Here is a 17,920-nt window from a genome sequence, read left to right as displayed (position 1 = left end):
GCTCCCTTACGAGTGCGATGTGCCTGGGGCTAGGGTGGCCAACGTACAAGCACTCGCGGGAGCCCGGACGCACCGGGCTGAGAGGGAGGCTGGCGGCCTCCGACCGTACGAACCTGATCCGGGTCATGCCGGCGAAGGGAGGGGCCGAACGCCCATGTCGCCCACGCTCACCTCGGACGTCCTCGTCGTCGGGGGCGGAATCATCGGTCTGGTCACGGCCTGGCGGGCCGCGCAGCGCGGTCTGGTCACGGCCGTGGTGGACCCCGAGCCGGGCGGCGGCGCCGCCCGGGTGGCCGCCGGGATGCTGGCCGCCGTCACGGAACTGCACTACGGCGAGGAGACCCTGCTCGGTCTGAACCTCGCCTCCGCGCGGCGCTATCCGGGCTTCGCGGCCGAGCTGACCGAGCTGACCGGCCACGACCTCGGCTACCGCGCGTGCGGCACGCTCGCCGTGGCGCTGGACGCCGACGACCGCGCCCACCTGCGGGAACTGCACGCGCTGCAGCAGCGATCGGGGCTGGACTCGCAGTGGCTGTCCGGGCGGGAGTGCCGGCGCCTGGAGCCGATGCTCGCGCCGGGGGTGCGCGGTGGTCTGCGGGTGGACGGCGACCACCAGATCGACCCCCGGCGGCTGGCGGCCGCGCTGCTCACCGCCTGTGAGCGCGCGGGTGTGACCGTCCACCGCGCGTGGGCCGAGCGGCTCACGGTCGCCGGGGACCGGGCGACGGGCGTCGTCACGGCCGACGGCACCGGGCTGGGCGCCGGACAGGTGGTGCTCGCCGCGGGCAGCCTCAGCGGGCGGCTCGCGGGCGTCCCGGAGGACGTGCTGCCGCCCGTGCGCCCCGTGAAGGGGCAGGTGATGCGGCTGGCGATGCCCGCGCGGCACGGTCCCTTCCTGAGCCGGACCGTGCGGGCCGTGGTGCGCGGCGGCCACGTCTACCTGGTGCCGCGCGAGAACGGCGAGCTGGTGATCGGGGCGACCAGCGAGGAGCTGGGCTGGGACACCACCGTGACCGCGGGCGGCGTGTACGAGCTGCTGCGCGACGCCCACGAGCTGGTCCCCGGCATCACCGAGCTGCCGCTGACCGAGACCCGGGCCGGACTGCGCCCCGGCTCCCCCGACAACGCGCCGCTGCTCGGCCCGACCGGTCTCGAGGGGCTGCTGCTCGCCACCGGCCACTACCGCAACGGCGTCCTGCTGACGCCGGTCACCGGCGACGCCATGGCGGAGGCCCTCACCACCGGCGCCCTGCCGGAGGTGGCCCGTCCGTTCACCCCGCGGCGCTTCGGCGCCGCCGTCCGCACGGAGCAGCCCGCATGAACGTCTCGGTCAACGGGGAGCGCCGGGAGTTCGCGCCCGGCACGGCTCTCGACCTCGTCGTGAGGTCGCTCACCACGGCGCCCTCGGGGGTGGCCGCAGCCCTCAACGAAACCGTCGTCCCGCGCGCGCAGTGGCCCGCCACACCCCTGCGTGAGGGTGACCGCGTGGAAGTCCTGACCGCCGTCCAGGGAGGCTGAGCATGGCCGACGATCCGTTTCTCCTCGGCGGTACGTCCTTCACGTCCCGCCTGATCATGGGCACCGGCGGGGCGCCGAGCCTCGACGTGCTGGAGCGGGCGCTGGTGGCGTCCGGGACGGAGCTGACGACCGTCGCGATGCGGCGGGTGGACCCCTCGGTGCGCGGGTCCGTGCTGTCGGTGCTGGAGAAGCTGGGCATCCGGGTGCTGCCGAACACCGCGGGGTGCTTCACCGCCGGGGAGGCCGTGCTCACCGCGCGTCTCGCGCGGGAGGCGCTCGGCACGGATCTGGTCAAGCTGGAGGTCATCGCCGACGAGCGGACCCTGCTGCCGGACCCGGTCGAGCTGCTGGACGCGGCGGAGACGCTGGTCGACGACGGGTTCACGGTGCTGCCGTACACGAACGACGATCCGGTGCTGGCGCGGAAGCTGGAGGAGGCCGGGTGTGCGGCGATCATGCCGCTGGGGTCGCCGATCGGGTCGGGGCTGGGGATCCGGAATCCGCACAACTTCGAGTTGATCGTGGAGCGGGCCGGTGTGCCGGTGATCCTGGACGCCGGTGCGGGGACCGCGTCCGACGCTGCGCTGGCGATGGAGCTGGGGTGCGCGGGGGTGATGCTGGCGTCGGCGGTCACCCGGGCGCAGGAACCGGTGCTGATGGCTTCCGCGATGCGGTGCGCGGTGGAGGCGGGGCGGCTGGCGCGGCGGGCCGGGCGGATTCCCCGGCGGTGGTTCGCCGAGGCGTCGTCTCCCGCGGAGGGCATGGCCGTGCTGGATCCGGAGCGGCCTGCTTTCTAGGCGCTGCTTGCCGGGGCTGAGCGGGGGCGGGTTCCGCTCGCCGGCGCTCACAGGGTGCCTCCCCGCTCCCGGCTGCTCCCCCGCTCCCGGCTTCGCTCGAGCGGGGGGACCCCATGAGCGGGAGGTACCCCCACCGCCCACCCGTGCCGCCCTGGGGGTACCTCCCAGGCCCTTGAGGCACTGGGGGGCACGATTGCCCGCGGTGACGCGATCCGCACGTCACAGGTCCGCTGCAACGGGGGACGAACGGGGCGGGCGTGTCGGTGGGGGCTCGTAGACTCGGTGCGTGGACACGACCCTTCAGGACCCTCTGGTCGGGCAGCTGCTCGACGGCCGGTATCGCGTCGAGGCGCGGATAGCGGTCGGCGGGATGGCCACGGTCTACCGGGCCGTGGACACCCGTCTGGACCGCATCCTCGCGCTCAAGGTGATGCACCCCTCCCTCGCGGCCGACGGCTCGTTCGTCGAGCGGTTCATACGCGAGGCGAAGTCGGTCGCCCGGCTGGCCCACCCGAACGTGGTGCAGGTCTTCGACCAGGGCACCGACGGGGGGTACGTCTATCTGGCGATGGAGTACATCGCCGGCTGCACCCTGCGCGACGTGCTGCGCGAGCGCGGGGCGCTCCAGCCGCGCGCCGCGCTGGACATCCTGGAGCCGGTGCTGGCCGCGCTCGGCGCCGCGCACCGGGCCGGGTTCGTGCACCGCGACATGAAGCCCGAGAACGTGCTGATAGGGGACGACGGCCGGGTCAAGGTCGCCGACTTCGGGCTGGTCCGCGCCGTGGACTCGGTGACGAACACCACGGGCACCGTGCTGGGCACGGTCTCGTACCTGGCCCCGGAGCAGATCGAGAGCGGCAGCGCCGACCCCCGCGTGGACGTCTACGCCTGCGGCATCCTGCTGTACGAGATGCTGACCGGCGGGAAGCCGCACGACGGCGACTCCCCCGCGATCGTGCTCTACAAGCACCTGCACGACGACGTGCCGGCCCCGTCGGCCGCCGTGCCCGGCATGGCGTACGAGCTGGACGAGCTGGTCGCCTCGGCGACCGCGCGCGACCCCGGGATCCGTCCGCACGACGCGGTGGCGCTGCTCGCCCAGGTCCGCGCGGGGCGCGGCCGGCTCACCGCCGAGCAGCTCGACGCCGTGCCGCCGCGGGCGCTGGCGCCGGAGCACGACAACGCCGAGGACCGTACGAGCGTCATCCCGCGCTCGCCGACGTCCCCCACGCTCGACCTGGCCCGCGCGGGGGGACCCCCGTCCCGCCCGCTGCCCGTCGACGGGGACGGGGCCGCGGACCCCGTGCACCGCACCAGCCGGTTCCGGTCCCCGCCGCCGCTGCCGCCCCGGCGCCGGACGGCGCTGCGGCGCGGGCCGACGGCGATCGTGGTGGCCGTGCTCCTGGTCCTCGGAGCCGGCACGGGCATCTGGTACATCAACTCCGGCCAGTTCACCAAGGTCCCGCCGCTGCTGGGGAAGACCGAGCAGGAGGCCCGGGCCCGGCTGACGGACGCCGGGCTGGACACCGGCCAGGTGAAGGAGGCGTACAGCGACACCGTGGAGCGGGGCACGGTGATCAGCACCGACCCGAAGGCGGGAGCCCGCATCCGCGGCAACGACCCGGTGTCACTGACTCTCTCCAAGGGCCCGCAGACCGTGCGGGTGCCCGACCTCGACGGCTACCCGCTGGACAAGGCGCGGGACCTGCTGAAGGACGACGGCCTGGAGCCGGGCATGGTCACCCGGGAGTTCAGCGGGACCGTGGGCCGGGGCGCGGTGATCTCCACGGAGCCGGGCAAGGGCACCGAGGTCCGCGCGGGCTCGGCGGTGGCGCTGACCGTGAGCAAGGGCAGCCCGGTGGACGTGCCGGACGTGACCGGCGACGACGCCGAGGACGCCCGCGCGGCACTGGAGGAGGCCGGTCTCAAGGTGAGGATCGCCGCCGGGCGGGTCAACTCCGAGCACGACGCCGGCCAGGTGGCCCGGCAGACCCCGGGCGCGGGGCGGCAGGCCGTCGAGGGCGACACCGTGACGCTGACGCTGTCCAAGGGCCCGGAGATGATCGAGGTGCCGGACGTGATCGGGGACGGCGTGGACGAGGCCAGGAAGAGGCTGAAGGACGCCGGGTTCGAGGTGGACGAGGACCGCGGGCTGCTCGGACTGTTCGGCGACACCGTCAAGGGCCAGTCCGTGGACGGCGGGGACACCGCGCCCAAGGGCTCGACGATAACCATCGAGATCCGCTGACGGACGGGGCCGGTGCGCGTGGCACCCTTGACGGGTGAAGAGTCACCTGTCCGGCCCCGCCCGCAACCCGGTCGGCGGCCATGTGCCCGTGGCCGGCGGCCTGCACTCCGTCGGCCTGTCCTACGCCCGTGAGCTGAACGCCGAGGCGGTGCAGGTCTTCGTCGCCAATCCGCGCGGCTGGGCCACCCCGGCCGGCAACCCCGGACAGGACGAGGCGTTCCGCGCGGCCTGCGCGGACGGATCGATCCCGGCGTACGTGCACGCCCCGTACCTGATCAACTTCGGGTCCCACACCGAGGCGACCGTCGACCGCTCCGTGGAGTCGCTGCGGCACTCGCTGCGGCGCGGCCGGGAGATCGGCGCGCTGGGCGTGGTGGTGCACACGGGCAGCGCGACCGGCGGGCGGGAGCGACCGGTGGCGCTGCGGCAGGTACGGGAGCGCATGCTGCCGCTGCTCGACGAGCTCACCCATGACGACGACCCGTTCCTGCTGCTGGAGTCGACGGCGGGACAGGGCGCCTCGCTGTGCTCACGGACCTGGGACTTCGGGCCGTACTTCGAGGCGCTGGACGCCCATCCGAAGCTGGGCGTCTGCCTGGACACCTGCCACATCTTCGCGGCCGGCCACGACCTGACCGGGCCGGACGGGATGCACCGGACGCTGGACCTGCTGGTGGACACCGTCGGCGAGGGCCGGCTGAAGCTGATCCACGCCAACGACTCCCTGGACGTGGTCGGCGCGCACAAGGACCGGCACGCGAACATCGGCGCCGGGCACATCGGCGAGGACCCGTTCCGGACGCTGATGACGCACCCGGCGACCGAGGGCGTGCCGCTGGTCATCGAGACGCCCGGCGGCAAGGAGGGGCACGCCGCGGACGTGGAGCGGCTGAAGAAGCTGCGGGACTCCTGAGACCGTACGGCGGTCAGAGCTCGGGGCCGTCCCCGGGCTCCTCCTGGTAGGAGTAGCGCTGCTCCTTCCAGGGGTCGCCGACGTTGTGGTAGCCGCGCTCCTCCCAGAAGCCCCGGCGGTCGGCGGTCATGTACTCCACGCCGCGCACCCATTTGGGGCCCTTCCATGCGTACAGGTGGGGGACGATCAGCCGCAGCGGGAAGCCGTGCTCGGCGGTGAGCAGCTCGCCGTCCTTGTGGGTGGCGAAGAGGGTGCGCCCGGAGGTGAAGTCGGCCAGCCGGAGGTTGGAGCTGAATCCGTACTCCGCCCAGACCATCACATGGGTGACGTCCGGCGCGGGCGGGGCGATGTCCACGATGGTGCGCGCCGGGATCCCGCCCCACTCGGCGCCGACCATGCTGAACTTGGTGACGCAGTGCAGATCGGCCTCGACGGTGGTGTACGGCAGGGCCGTGAACTCCTCGTGGCTCCAGCAGTGCTTCTCACCGTCGGCGGTGGCGCCGAAGACCCGGAACTCCCAGCGCTCGGGCCGGAACTTGGGGACCGGCCCGTAGTGCGTGACCGGCCAGCCCTTCTGCAGTCGCTGCCCCGGCGGGAGCCCGAACCGCGCCGCTCCTCCTGATGCGCGCTCCCCCGATTCGCGTTCCGCCGGCTGACCCATGTCTCCATCCTGACAGACCGGTGGCGATGCCCCTGAACCGGGCTCGACAGATTCGGTCAAACAGGTACACAACTTACCGAACATGGACTTACTTACTAAGTCCATACTTACTGGACGATCTTCTCTGCCGGTGCAATCATGCGCTCCAACCCGCCAGTTCCCCCCCGCGCGGAAGGAGCCCATGCGATGCAGGGCGACCCCGAGGTCATCGAATTCCTGAACGAGCAGCTGACCGCCGAGCTCACGGCGATCAACCAGTACTTCCTGCACTCGAAGCTGCAGGACCACAAGGGCTGGGCGAAACTCGCCGAGTACACGCGTGCGGAGTCCTTCGACGAGATGCGTCACGCCGAGGTGCTCACCGACCGCATCCTGCTGCTCGACGGCCTGCCGAACTACCAGCGGCTGTTCCACGTCCGGGTCGGGCAGACCGTGACCGAGATGTTCCAGGCGGACCGGGAGGTCGAGCTCGAGGCGATCGACCGGCTGCGCCGCGGAGTGGAGGTCATGCGCACCAAGGGCGACATCACGTCGGCCAACATCTTCGAGGCGATCCTGGCCGACGAGGAGCACCACATCGACTACCTGGACACCCAGCTGGACCTGATCGAGAAACTGGGCGAGTCGCTGTACCTGTCGACGGTCGTCGAACAGTCCCAGCCCGACGCCTCGGGTCCGGGAACGAGCGGCTTCTCCACGCGGTAGCCGGGCTCAGGCCGCTTCCGGAACCGTCGCCGTGAGCGGCGGTTCGCCCTGGTCCATCAGCTGCCGGCGCGGGCAGGAGCCGCGGCCGAGCAGTGCCTGGATGCGCCGTACACAGCCGCCGCAGTCGGTGCCGGCCTTGCAGGCGGAGGCGATCTGCCGGGGCGTGCAGGCTCCGGCGTCCGCGTGACTCCTCACCTGTTCCTCGGTCACCCCGAAGCAACTGCAGACGAACACGCGGTTCACCTCCCGAAAGACACTGGGCCGAGCCGTCCCGACCCCTGATCGGTGAGGCTAACCTAACCTTACCTGTCGCCCGAAATGCACAGAAGAGGGGTGGGGCGCGATCCGATGTGATACGCGCCCCACCCCTCGGCCGGGTCACCGGCTACTGGTCGCGGTACATCTCCGCGACGAGGAACGCCAGGTCCAGCGACTGACTGCGGTTGAGCCGCGGGTCGCAGGCCGTCTCGTAGCGCTGGTGCAGATCGTCGACGAAGATCTCGTCGCCGCCGCCCACGCACTCGGTGACGTCGTCGCCGGTGAGCTCCACGTGGATGCCGCCCGGGTGGGTGCCGAGCTCCTTGTGGACCTCGAAGAAGCCCTTGACCTCGTCGAGCACGTCGTCGAAGCGGCGGGTCTTGTGGCCGGAGGCCGCCTCGAAGGTGTTGCCGTGCATCGGGTCGGTCACCCAGGCCACGGTGGCGCCGGACGCGGTGACCTTCTCGACCAGCTCGGGGAGCTTGTCGCGGATCTTGTCCGCGCCCATCCGGACGATGAAGGTCAGCCGGCCGGGCTCGCGCTCGGGGTCGAGGCGCTCGATGTACTGCAGCGCCTCCTCGGCCGTGGTGGCCGGGCCGAGCTTGATGCCGATCGGGTTGCGGATCCTCGAGGCGAACTCGATGTGCGCGTGGTCCAGCTGCCGGGTGCGCTCACCGATCCACACCATGTGCCCGGAGACGTCGTACAGCTGCCCGGTGCGCGAGTCGACACGGGTGAGCGCCGACTCGTAGTCGAGCAGCAGCGCCTCGTGCGAGGAGAAGAACTCGACGGTCTTGAACTCCTCCGGGTCGGTGCCGCAGGCCCGCATGAAGTTCAGCGCGTTGTCGATCTCCCGGGCGAGCTGCTCGTAGCGCTGGCCGGAGGGGGACGACTTCACGAAGTCCTGGTTCCAGGCGTGCACCTGGCGCAGGTCGGCGTAGCCGCCGGTGGTGAAGGCGCGCACCAGGTTCAGCGTGGACGCCGAGGCGTGGTACATGCGCTTCAGCCGCTCGGGGTCCGGGATCCGGGCCTCTTCGGTGAAGTCGAACCCGTTGACGGAGTCGCCCCGGTAGGTCGGCAGCGTCACCCCGTCGCGGGTCTCGGTCGGCTTGGAGCGCGGCTTGGAGTACTGGCCGGCGATCCGGCCGACCTTCACGACCGGCACCGAGGCGGCGTACGTCAGCACGGCGCCCATCTGGAGCAGCGTCTTCAGCTTGTTGCGGATGTGGTCGGCGGACACGGCGTCGAAGGCCTCGGCGCAGTCGCCGCCCTGGAGGAGGAACGCCTCTCCCTTGGCGACGGACGCCATCCGGGCGCGCAGCTGGTCGCACTCGCCCGCGAAGACGAGCGGCGGATACGACTCGAGGTCCGCGATCACATCGCGCAGAGCCTCGGCATCGGGGTACTCGGGCTGCTGCGCCGCGGGAAGGTCTCGCCAGGTGTTGCCAGCGCTCGCGCTGGACTTAGCGTTCACGGTCACGCCCTCAACACTACGGGGTGCTCCCGCGGCCTCCGGGCCGTGCCCAGAAAGTGAGACACGTAATACGTTCCGTGGACATGGGGTAGGGTGCGTCGCATGTTCGCGCACTCGATCCAGACTTGGTGGTGGCCCGCTTCTCCGGCGGCCCACTGACTGCGCGTACGCACAGACTTCGCGAAGGCCGCCCGAGGGGCGGCCTTCGGCGTTTCCCGGGGTCGTCCCTCACGCTCACGACAGCGACGAAACGAGGGACACCCCATGGACCTGGCACGGCTCCCGCACGACGCACGCCCCTTCGCCCTGCTGCACCGCCGCACGCCGGGCCGCGATCACGACGTGGTCGAGCTGCTGATCGGCCCGGTCGGCACCCGTGACCGCCTGGCCGACCTGCCCGACGAGGGCCTGGCGGTCGTCCCCTTCCGGCAGATCCGCGAGCGGGGCTTCGACGTCCGCGACGACGGCACCCCGCTGCTGGTGCTGACGCCCGAGGAGCGGTACGAGATCCCGCTCGCCGAGGCCCTCGACCGGCTCCCCGCGCACGAGGTCCGGGTGGAGGGCGGCGGCTTCGACGTCGGCGACGAGGAGTACGCGCGGATCGTCGGGCGGGTCCTCGACGAGGAGATCGGGCGGGGCGAGGGCGCCAACTTCGTGATCCGGCGGACGTACGAGGGCGGGATCCCCGGGTTCGGGCGGGCCGACGCCCTGAGTCTCTTCCGGCGCCTCCTCGAGGGCGAGCGGGGGGCGTACTGGACGTTCGTCGTCCACACCGGGGACCGGACGCTGGTCGGGGCGAGCCCCGAGGTGCACGTGCGGGCGTCGGGCGGGACGGTCGTGATGAACCCGATCAGCGGCACCTACCGCTATCCGGCCGGGGGGCCGACCCCCGAGCACCTGCTGGAGTTCCTCGCCGACGGCAAGGAGATCGAGGAGCTGTCGATGGTCGTCGACGAGGAGCTCAAGATGATGTGCACCGTCGGCGACATGGGCGGGGTCGTGGTCGGGCCCCGGCTGAAGGAGATGGCGCACCTCGCGCACACCGAGTACGAGCTGCGCGGCCGCTCCTCGCTGGACGTGCGCGAGGTGCTGAGGGAGACCATGTTCGCGGCGACCGTCACCGGGTCGCCGGTGCAGAACGCCTGCCGGGTGATCGAGCGGCACGAGGCCGGTGGGCGCGGTTACTACGCGGGCGCGCTGGCGCTCGTCGGCCGCGACGAGGGCGGGGCCCAGACGCTGGACTCCCCCATCCTGATCCGTACCGCCGACATCGACGCGGCCGGGCGGCTGCGGGTGCCGGTCGGGGCCACCCTGGTGCGCGGCTCGGACCCGGCGGGCGAGGTCGCGGAGACCCACGCCAAGGCGGCCGGGGTGCTGGCCGCGCTGGGTGTGCGTCCCGGGCGGCCGCGCGAGGAGTCCGTACGGCCGAAGCTCGCCGACGACCCCCGGGTGCGGGCGGCGCTGGACGGGCGCCGGGCCTCGCTGGCGCCGTTCTGGCTGCGGATGCAGGAGCGGCCGGCCGCGCCGGCCGGTCACGCCCTGGTCGTCGACGGGGAGGACACCTTCACCGCGATGCTCGCCCATGTGCTGCGCGCCGCCGGACTGGACGTGACCGTGCGGCGGTACGACGAGCCGGGGCTGCGGGAGGCGGTGCTCGGGCACGACGGACCGCTGGTGCTGGGTCCCGGACCGGGTGACCCGTCCGACACGGCCGACCCGAAGATGCGGTTCCTGCGCCCGCTGGCCGCCGAGGTCATCGGGGAGAACCGGCACGGCGTCCTCGGGATCTGCCTCGGCCATGAGCTGATCGCCGCCGAACTGGGCCTGGAGACCGTGCGGAAGGAGGTGCCGTACCAGGGGGCGCAGACGGAGATCGACCTGTTCGGGCGGCCGGAGACGGTCGGCTTCTACAACAGCTTCGCGGCGCACTGCGACGACGACACCGCGCGGGAGCTGGCCGCGCACGGCATCGAGGTGAGCCGTGCCGCGAACGGCGAGGTGCACGCGCTCAGGGGGCCGGGCTTCGCCGGGGTGCAGTTCCACCCCGAGTCGGTGCTGACCCTGAACGGCGCGGCGATCGTCCGCGAGCTGGTGGATCAGCTGCGGGGCACCAGGACGTTCCCGGAGCGGCGGCCGGCGATGTAGTCGAGGACGTTGTTCACCGTGGTCTCGACGATCTGCCCGACGGCGTCCACGGTGTAGTACGCCTGGTGCGAGGTGACCAGGACGTTCGGGAACGTGACGAGGCGGGCCAGGGTGTCGTCGTCGACGGCCTCCAGGGACTTGTCGAGGAAGAACAGTCCCGCCTCCGCCTCGTACACGTCCAGGCCGACGCCGGTGAAGCGGCCCTCGCGCAGTTCGGCGACGAGGGCCGCGGTGTCGATGAGGCCGCCCCGGCTGGAGTTCACCAGGATCGCGTCGTCCCGCATCGTCTTCAGGGCGTCGGCGTCGATCAGGTGCTGGGTCGCGGGGAGCAGCGGAACGTGCAGGCTGACCAGGTCGGACTCGGCGAGCAGCTGCTCCTTGGGGACGTAGGTCATGCCGAGCTCGCGGCAGGCGGGGTTCTCGTCGACGTCCCAGCCGAGCAGCCGCATGCCGAAGCCGTGGGCGATCCGGGCGAACGCCTCGCCGATCTTGCCGGTGCCGAGGACGCCGGCGGTGCGGCCGTGCATGTCGCGGCCCATCAGCCCGTCGAGCCGGAAGTCGAAGTCGCGGGTGCGGGTGGAGGCGCGGACGACCCGGCGGTTGACGGCCATGGCGAGGGTCCAGGCGAACTCGGCGACCGAGTACGGCGAGTAGTACGACACCCGGGCGACCGTCAGGCCGAGCCGTTCGGCGACCTCCAGGTCGATGTTGTTGAAGCCGGTGGAGCGCTGGGCGACCATCCAGGTGCCGCCGGCCGCGAGGTCCGACAGCACCTCGGCGCCGAGGTCGCAGTTGACGCTGGTGGAGATGATCTCGTGTCCCGCGGCGATGGGGGCGGTGTCCGCGTTGAGGAAGACGTCGAGGCCGCGCACCTCGTGATGGCCCGCGAAGGCCCGCTCGACCAGGGGCTTCTCGTCGGCCTGCACACCGAACGCCAGGATCTCCACGGTTTCCTCCGGGGTTGTGTCGCCGTACGGGCGAATATACGGGTGCCCCTGGGCCCTTCGGAGCAGGCGCGGGGAGGGTCTACCCGTCGTCGAGGCCGCGCTCTATGGCGTAGCGGACGAGCTCGACGCGGTTGTGCAACTGGAGCTTGCCGAGGGTGTTCTGCACGTGGTTCTGCACCGTGCGGTGGGAGATGACGAGCCGTTCGGCGATCTGCTTGTAGCTGAGGCCCTTGGCGACCAGGCGCAGCACCTCGGTCTCGCGTTCGGTCAGCCGGGGCGCCCCCGGCTCGCCGTCGGCGGGGGCGGGTCCCGCCGGTTCGGAGGCGAGGCGGCGGTACTCGCCGAGGACCAGTCCGGCCAGGCCGGGGGTGAACACCGGGTCGCCGGCGGCCGTGCGGCGCACCGCGTCCTGCAGCTCCTCGGTGGAGGCGGACTTCAGCAGGTAGCCGGTGGCGCCGGACTTGACGGCCTCCAGGACGTCGGCGTGCTCGCCGCTCGCCGAGAGCACGAGCACCCGGACGGCGGGGTCCGCGGCGACGACCTCCTTGCAGACCTGGACGCCGGGCCTGCCGGGCAGGTTGAGGTCGAGGACGAGGACGTCGGGTGCGGCGGCCTTGGCACGGCGCACCGCCTGGTCGCCGTCGCCGGCGGTGGCGACGACCTCGAAGCCGGACTCGGACAGGTCACGGGCGACGGCGTCGCGCCACATGGGGTGGTCGTCGACCACCATGACCCTGACCGGGCCCTTGCGATCCCCGTGGCCCCCGTGGCCCCCGTGGTCCCTGTGATCCCCGGTGGTGTCCCTCATCGCTGTTCCGCCTTCCCCCGCGGGTCGTCCGCTTCCTTCGTGTCCTTGGGCACCCTGAGTTCGACCTCCGTGCCCTGTCCCGGCACCGAGATCACTTCCGCGCTGCCGCCGAGGTCGCGCAGTCGGCCCCGGATGGACAGGGCCACGCCGAGCCGGCCCTCCCCCTCGGCCTGGGCGAGCCGTCCCTCGGGGATGCCGGGTCCGTCGTCGCGGACGGTGACGATCACCTCGTCCGGTTCGTCCTCGACGAGGATCCAGGCGCGCGCCTGCTCCCCGGCGTGCCTGCGGACGTTGTCCAGGGCGGCCCCGACGGCGGCGGCCACCTCCCGCGCGGCGGCCGGCGCCAGCCGCACCGGCGCCCCGGGCTCGGCGAGGCTGACCAGGGGTCCGGCGCACGGGGCGAGCAGGGTGCGCAGGTCGACCGGCCCGTCGTCCCCGGTGCCGTCCTCGTCCACGGCCCGTACGACGGCGCCCCGGGCGGGGTCCTCCGAGGCCCGGGGGGCCGGTACCAGCCCGCCGGAGACCAGGGTGCGCAGGGCGATCTCCTGCTCCCCGGCCAGCCGGCCCAGTTCGGCGGCCTCGCCGCCGATCACCGCGCCCCGGCGCTGCACCATGGCCAGCACCTGGAGCACGCTGTCGTGGATGTCCCGCGCGAGGCGCTCCCGTTCCCTGGTCGCGGCCTCGATCTCCAGGGCGCGGGCGAGGGTGCGCTCGGAGGCGCGGGCGACCTCGACGACGTAGCCGATGGCGATGGAGGCGACCCACACCAGGATCACGTTGTGCACGGTGTCGCGGGCGGGGCTGCCGCGCTCGACCAGGTTGGCGGCGGCGACGAGGGTGGAGGCGAGGGCCGCCCAGCGCCAGCCGCCCTTGACGGCGAACGCGAGCACCGATCCGGCGGTCCAGATCGACGGCAGCGTCGGGCCGCCCCCCTGGACGCGCTCGGGCGCGTCGGCGAGGGGCGTGAGCAGGATGCCGACGATCGCGACGGTCAGGTCGGCGGTGAGGAAGCGCTTGGTGCAGGCGGCCTCGTTCGCGGTCCTGGGCAGGGTGGCCAGGGTCCACACCGCGAGGACGGCGAAGTAGCCGACGGCGAGCCAGGGACGGGGGAACTCCGCGTGGGCGGTGGCGAACAGGCCGATCGCGTACACCAGGGCGAGGATCCGGTAACCGGTGAGGGCGCGCCACAGCGGCTGCTCCACCGACATGCGCATGACGTGCTCGCGCCTGGCCATGTCCCCCACTCCCCCCGAGCCCCCGTCCGGGGCCGTCACCCGTTCCGCTGCTCCCGGTCGGCCTGCTCCATCGCGGCCTTCAGCTTCTCGGCCTGTTCCCTCTCCGCGCGGGCGAGCGCGGCCTTCGCCGCCCGCTCCGCCTCCTTCTCGGCCTTGGCCGCCTCCGCGAGCTGCCGCTTCATGGCGGTGGCGTACATGTCGACGTACTCCTGGCCGGACAGCTTCATGATCTCGTACATGACCTCGTCGGTCACCGCGCGGAGCACGAAGCGGTCGTGCTCCATGCCCTGGTAGCGGCTGAAGTCCAGCGGCCGGCCGATCCGGATGCCGGGCCGCATCAGCTTGGGCACGACCTGCCCGGGCGGCTGGATCTTCTCCGTGTCGATCATGGCGACCGGGATGACGGGCGCCCCGGTGGCCAGCGCCACGCGTGCGAGGCCGCCCGGCTTGCCCCGGTAGAGACGGCCGTCGGGCGAGCGGGTGCCCTCCGGGTAGATCCCGAACAGCTCGCCGCGCTCCAGCACCTCGATGCCGCTCCTGATCGCCGCCTCGCCCGCGCCGCGCGCCCCGGAGCGGTCCACCGGGAGCTGGCCCACGCCCTTGAAGAAGGCGGCCGTCAGCCGGCCCTTGACGCCCGGGGTGGTGAAGTACTCGGCCTTGGCGATGAAGGTGACCTTGCGGTCCAGCACGGCCGGCAGGAAGAAGGAGTCGGAGAACGACAGGTGGTTGCTGGCCAGGACGGCGGGGCCCTCGGCGGGAATGTTCTCCAGGCCCTCCACCCAGGGCCTGAAGGCGAGCTTCAGCGGCCCTCCGATGGCGACCTTCATCGTGCCGTACAACAACCGAGTGCCTCCCGTGCGTGTTCGTCAGACCATATCCCGGAGCGCGGCCAAAGGCCCCGACGGCCCTGGTCGGTGTCAGTGCGGTCGCGTACGGTGAAGGTCCTGCAACCCGTGTGCGGCGCCTGCCGCGATCATCGTGACCTTCCTACGAACAGGAGGCCGAAGGTGCCGCTCCTGACCGGAGCCGAGCCGTTCCGCCACGAGGGCGGGGAGACCGCCGTCCTCCTCTGCCACGGCTTCACCGGTTCGCCGCAGTCGCTGCGCCCCTGGGCGGAGCATCTCGCCGCACGTGGTCTGACCGTCTCGCTGCCGCTGCTGCCCGGGCACGGCACCCGCTGGCAGGACCTCTCGGTCACCGGCTGGCAGGACTGGTACGCGGAGGTGGACCGCGGGCTGCGGCTGCTGCTGGACCGCCACGAGCGGGTGTTCGTCGCCGGCCTGTCGATGGGCGGCGCGCTGGCGCTGCGGCTGGCCGCGCTCCACGGCGACGCGGTCCGGGGCGTCGTCCTCGTCAACCCGGCGAACAGGGTGCACGGGGTGGCCGCGCACGCCCTTCCGGTGCTGCGCCACCTCGTCCCCGCGACGAAGGGCATCGCGAGCGACATCGCGAAGCCGCTGAGCAGGGAGCTCGGATACGACCGGGTGCCGCTGCACGCGGCGCACTCGCTGCGGAACCTCTTCCGGCTCGTCGACGGCGAGCTGCCCCGGGTCACCCAGCCCCTGCTGCTCATGCGCAGCCCGCAGGACCACGTGGTGCCGCCCGCGGACTCGGCCCGGATCCTCGGCCGGGTGTCGTCGACGGACGTCACGGAGATCCTGCTGGAACAGAGCTACCACGTGGCGACGTTGGACCATGACGCGGAGCGGATCTTCCGGGAGAGCACCGCGTTCATCGGCCGGCTCGCACCCGGCGCCGTCATGGAGCCCGGTCTCGGCACGGAAGGGACGACCACAGGTGGCTGAGCACGACTCGGACCGCGAGGACCGCGAGCCGGAGGAGAAGGGGGTCCCCTTCGACGAGGCCGCCGCGTGGGAGGCGATCGTCGCCGGGTACGGCGAGGAGCCGCCGGACCCGCCGGGCGCCAAGCCGTTCAAGTCGGTCGAGGACCTGGCGCTGCTGGAGACCGAGACCAATGACGACGAGGTGCGGACGGAGGCGCCCCGGAAGCCCGAGGACAAGCCGGCCAAACCGCTGGGCGGCTCCGTCACCTTCGCGCCCGGCGTCGGCGGCCCGCGCGACTACAGCGTGGCCGAGCCCCCGGAGGGCGACCTCGACGGGACCGACGAGGGCCACTTCGTCCCGCCGGAGCCGCCTCCGCTGCCGGACGCCGACGTCACGTCGAAGTTCGCCTGGCTCGGTGTCCTGGGCGGCCCGCTCCTCCTCCTGCTGGCGATACTGCTCGGCTGGGAGATGACCTGGTGGCTGACCACCCTGTGCGTCGGCGGCTTCCTGGGCGGCTTCGTCACGCTGGTGGCGCGCATGCGCACGGACGACGAGGACGAGGACGATCCGGGGCGGGGCGCCGTGGTCTGACCGCGTTCACGCGGCCGGGAGCCTGAGGGCGGCCAGGACCGGGAGGTGGTCCGTGGCCGCCGCGAGGTCACGTTCGCTCACCCCGGGCTGTTCGAGCGGAACCCCGCAGCCCAGCACCTCGACGCCCTTGGTGGCGAAGAGGGCGTCGATCCGCCGGTGGGGCCCGCTGCGGACCCAGGTGTGCTCCCCGCCCCAGGGGGCGGCGGCCCAGCAGTCGGTGAGCGGCTCGGCGAGCCGCCGGAAGGTGCGTCCTTCCGGGCGTTCGTTCAGGTCCCCGCCCGCGATCGCGTGCTCGACCCCCATCCCGGCGAGCCGGTCGAGGAGCATGCCGCCCTGCTCGTACCGCTCGTCCTCCCGCAGGGACAGGTGACAGCTCAGCACCCCGATCCGGGCGCCCCCGAACCGTACGACGGCGGTGGCGAACCCGCGCCGGTGCTGCCCCGGGGTCAGCGGCAGCAGGACGTCCTCGGTGCGCTCGACGGTGGCCCGCAGGGAGCACAGGATCGCCGGCCCGGCGGCGGTGGCACCCCCGGAGAGGACGACGAGGCCCGTCTCCGAGGCGAGCCGGGCCAGCTTCTTGCGCCAGCGGAAGAACCGCGGCGCCTCCTGGAGCAGGACGAGGTCGGGAGCGCAGGCGCCGATCACCCGGGCGAGGGCGCCGGTGTCGTCCCGCATCGAACGGATGTTGTAACTCAGAACCCTGATGACGGCCGAACCGTCGGACTCGGTCCGGGAATCGGGCAGCAGCGGAGTCGTCGCCATGCGGATCAAGATACGCCGCCCCGGGAGGGAACGGCTGCGCCCGCCGTCCCCGAAGGGGCCGGCGGGCGCAGCCGTGCACAGGGAGGGATGTCACATGACCGGGTCGGGCTCCCGGGCCAGGTCCGCCGCTCCCACCAGGCCCGCCTTGTTGCCGAGCTGGGCGCCGAGGACGTCGGCGACGGGGCGCCAGTTGCCGCCGACCAGCCAGCGCTTGTAGGACTTGCGGATCGGGCCGAGGACCAGCTCGCCCTCGTCGGAGAGGCCGCCGCCGACGATGAACGCGGAGGGGTCGAAGAGGGAGGCCAGGTCGGCGAGGCCGGCGCCGACCCAGCGGGCCAGCTCGCGGTAGGAGTCGACGGCCACCCGGTCGCCCTGGCGGGCGGCCATGGAGACGTGCTTGCCCTCGATGCCCTCGGGGGTGCCGTCGCCGAGGGAGAGCAGGGTCTCGGCGTTCTCGGGGGTGGCGTTGGCGCGCTGCTTGGCGTAGCGGACGAGGGCGCGGCCGGAGGCGTACTGCTCCCAGCAGCCCTGCGAGCCGCAGCCGCACAGCAGGCCGTCCGGCACCATGCGGATGTGGCCGAACTCGGCGGCCACGCCGAAGTGGCCGCGGCGCAGCTTGTTGCCGATGATCACGCCGCCGCCGAGGCCGGTGCCGAGCGTGATGCAGATGACGTTGCGGTGGCCGGCGCCCGCGCCGAACTTGTACTCGCCCCAGGCGGCGGCGTTGGCGTCGTTCTCCACGACGACCGGGAGACCCGTGCGGGCCTCGACCTTCTCCTTGAGCGGCTCGTTGCGCCAGTCGATGTTGGGCGCGAAGTACACCGTCGAGCGCTGGCGGTTGACGTATCCGGCCGCACCGATCCCCACGCCGACGATCTCGTGCCCGGCGCGCGCTCCCTCCACCGCGGAGGCGATGGCGTCCACGATGCCCTCGGGCGTGCCCGGGGTCGGCACCTTGTGGGTCGAGAGGATGTTGCCTTCCTCGTCGACCACGCCGGCCGCGATCTTCGTGCCGCCGATGTCGACGCCGATGGTGAGTCCCATGAATCCCTCAGTTCGGTCGAGCCCCGCTA

Annotated in this window: 19 protein-coding genes and 1 riboswitch; of the genes, 10 read left to right on the top strand and 9 right to left on the bottom strand. The window is 72.7% G+C overall.

Annotation, left to right across the window (positions count from 1 at the left end):
* The first annotated feature begins 45 nt into the window (after nt 1-45).
* Nucleotides 46-157: riboswitch (TPP riboswitch) on the top strand.
* The 5 genes from thiO (at nt 155) to ACFY3N_RS12095 (ending at nt 5,476) form a co-directional block, all read left to right on the top strand.
* Nucleotides 155-1,321: a glycine oxidase ThiO gene (gene thiO, locus ACFY3N_RS12115; protein WP_390816537.1), complete on the top strand. Its 1,167-nt coding sequence runs from the start codon at nt 155-157 to the stop codon at nt 1,319-1,321. (Overlaps the previous riboswitch by 3 nt.)
* Nucleotides 1,318-1,518 carry a sulfur carrier protein ThiS gene (gene thiS / locus ACFY3N_RS12110; protein ID WP_390816536.1) on the top strand — a complete coding sequence of 67 codons (201 nt, stop codon included), beginning with the start codon at nt 1,318-1,320 and terminating at the stop codon, nt 1,516-1,518. Before thiO ends, thiS begins: the two co-directional genes overlap by 4 nt.
* Nucleotides 1,519-1,520: 2 nt before the next feature.
* Complete coding sequence (locus tag ACFY3N_RS12105) at nt 1,521-2,315, top strand: thiazole synthase (RefSeq protein WP_390816535.1); 795 nt, start codon at nt 1,521-1,523, stop codon at nt 2,313-2,315.
* 286 nt (nt 2,316-2,601) lie between these two features.
* Complete coding sequence (gene pknB / locus ACFY3N_RS12100) at nt 2,602-4,563, top strand: Stk1 family PASTA domain-containing Ser/Thr kinase (RefSeq protein WP_390816534.1); 1,962 nt, start codon at nt 2,602-2,604, stop codon at nt 4,561-4,563.
* A gap of 34 nt (nt 4,564-4,597) precedes the next feature.
* Complete coding sequence (locus ACFY3N_RS12095) at nt 4,598-5,476, top strand: deoxyribonuclease IV (RefSeq protein WP_390816533.1); 879 nt, start codon at nt 4,598-4,600, stop codon at nt 5,474-5,476.
* 13 nt (nt 5,477-5,489) lie between these two features.
* Here ACFY3N_RS12095 and ACFY3N_RS12090 read toward each other — a convergent pair whose 3' ends face one another.
* A complete protein-coding gene (locus tag ACFY3N_RS12090) occupies nt 5,490-6,137 on the bottom strand; it encodes a sulfite oxidase-like oxidoreductase (RefSeq protein ID WP_390816532.1) in 648 nt (215 codons plus the stop codon).
* Between the two features lie 186 nt (nt 6,138-6,323).
* Between ACFY3N_RS12090 and bfr the strand changes: the two genes are divergently transcribed.
* Nucleotides 6,324-6,842 carry a bacterioferritin gene (gene bfr / locus ACFY3N_RS12085; RefSeq protein WP_390816531.1) on the top strand — a complete coding sequence of 173 codons (519 nt, stop codon included), beginning with the start codon at nt 6,324-6,326 and terminating at the stop codon, nt 6,840-6,842.
* A 6-nt stretch (nt 6,843-6,848) separates the two neighbouring features.
* Here the strand turns inward: bfr and ACFY3N_RS12080 are convergent, their stop codons facing one another.
* Together ACFY3N_RS12080 and ACFY3N_RS12075 are read right to left on the bottom strand one after the other, a co-directional pair.
* Complete coding sequence (locus ACFY3N_RS12080; RefSeq protein WP_390816530.1) at nt 6,849-7,085, bottom strand: bacterioferritin-associated ferredoxin; 237 nt, start codon at nt 7,083-7,085, stop codon at nt 6,849-6,851.
* Nucleotides 7,086-7,227: 142 nt separating this feature from the next.
* Nucleotides 7,228-8,580 (bottom strand): class II 3-deoxy-7-phosphoheptulonate synthase, encoded by a 1,353-nt coding sequence (locus ACFY3N_RS12075; RefSeq protein ID WP_390816529.1) that lies wholly within the window; start codon nt 8,578-8,580, stop codon nt 7,228-7,230.
* Between the two features lie 96 nt (nt 8,581-8,676).
* Between ACFY3N_RS12075 and ACFY3N_RS12070 the strand changes: the two genes are divergently transcribed.
* Entirely contained in the window at nt 8,677-8,733 is a 57-nt protein-coding gene (locus tag ACFY3N_RS12070) for a trp operon leader peptide (protein ID WP_390816859.1), read from the top strand.
* Between the two features lie 105 nt (nt 8,734-8,838).
* Entirely contained in the window at nt 8,839-10,719 is a 1,881-nt protein-coding gene (locus tag ACFY3N_RS12065) for an anthranilate synthase family protein (protein ID WP_390816528.1), read from the top strand.
* Here the strand turns inward: ACFY3N_RS12065 and ACFY3N_RS12060 are convergent.
* From ACFY3N_RS12060 to ACFY3N_RS12045, 4 genes are all read right to left on the bottom strand, one after another.
* Nucleotides 10,671-11,666 carry a 2-hydroxyacid dehydrogenase gene (locus ACFY3N_RS12060; protein WP_390816527.1) on the bottom strand — a complete coding sequence of 332 codons (996 nt, stop codon included), beginning with the start codon at nt 11,664-11,666 and terminating at the stop codon, nt 10,671-10,673. The genes ACFY3N_RS12065 and ACFY3N_RS12060 overlap by 49 nt on opposite strands.
* Before the next feature lie 79 nt (nt 11,667-11,745).
* The gene (locus ACFY3N_RS12055) at nt 11,746-12,396 is read right to left on the bottom strand and encodes a response regulator (protein WP_390816526.1); all 651 of its coding nucleotides are present in this window, start codon (nt 12,394-12,396) and stop codon (nt 11,746-11,748) included.
* A 74-nt stretch (nt 12,397-12,470) separates the two neighbouring features.
* Nucleotides 12,471-13,709, bottom strand: coding sequence for a MacS family sensor histidine kinase (gene macS / locus ACFY3N_RS12050; RefSeq protein ID WP_390816525.1), 1,239 nt, complete (start codon nt 13,707-13,709; stop codon nt 12,471-12,473).
* A 35-nt stretch (nt 13,710-13,744) separates the two neighbouring features.
* Nucleotides 13,745-14,536 carry a lysophospholipid acyltransferase family protein gene (locus ACFY3N_RS12045; protein WP_390816858.1) on the bottom strand — a complete coding sequence of 264 codons (792 nt, stop codon included), beginning with the start codon at nt 14,534-14,536 and terminating at the stop codon, nt 13,745-13,747.
* 180 nt (nt 14,537-14,716) lie between these two features.
* Between ACFY3N_RS12045 and ACFY3N_RS12040 the strand changes: the two genes are divergently transcribed.
* Together ACFY3N_RS12040 and ACFY3N_RS12035 are read left to right on the top strand one after the other, a co-directional pair.
* The gene (locus ACFY3N_RS12040) at nt 14,717-15,514 is read left to right on the top strand and encodes an alpha/beta hydrolase (protein ID WP_390816524.1); all 798 of its coding nucleotides are present in this window, start codon (nt 14,717-14,719) and stop codon (nt 15,512-15,514) included.
* Nucleotides 15,507-16,085 carry a hypothetical protein gene (locus tag ACFY3N_RS12035; RefSeq protein ID WP_390816523.1) on the top strand — a complete coding sequence of 193 codons (579 nt, stop codon included), beginning with the start codon at nt 15,507-15,509 and terminating at the stop codon, nt 16,083-16,085. Before ACFY3N_RS12040 ends, ACFY3N_RS12035 begins: the two co-directional genes overlap by 8 nt.
* A gap of 6 nt (nt 16,086-16,091) precedes the next feature.
* Here the strand turns inward: ACFY3N_RS12035 and ACFY3N_RS12030 are convergent, their stop codons facing one another.
* Nucleotides 16,092-16,847: an endonuclease/exonuclease/phosphatase family protein gene (locus ACFY3N_RS12030; protein WP_390816522.1), complete on the bottom strand. Its 756-nt coding sequence runs from the start codon at nt 16,845-16,847 to the stop codon at nt 16,092-16,094.
* Between the two features lie 90 nt (nt 16,848-16,937).
* Complete coding sequence (locus ACFY3N_RS12025) at nt 16,938-17,891, bottom strand: ROK family glucokinase (RefSeq protein ID WP_390816521.1); 954 nt, start codon at nt 17,889-17,891, stop codon at nt 16,938-16,940.
* Nucleotides 17,892-17,920 lie beyond the last annotated feature (29 nt).

The sequence above is a fragment of the Streptomyces sp. NPDC000348 genome, from assembly GCF_042898795.1.
In the GTDB taxonomy this organism is placed as follows: domain Bacteria; phylum Actinomycetota; class Actinomycetes; order Streptomycetales; family Streptomycetaceae; genus Streptomyces.
This window is presented reverse-complemented; position numbering and strand designations above follow the sequence as displayed.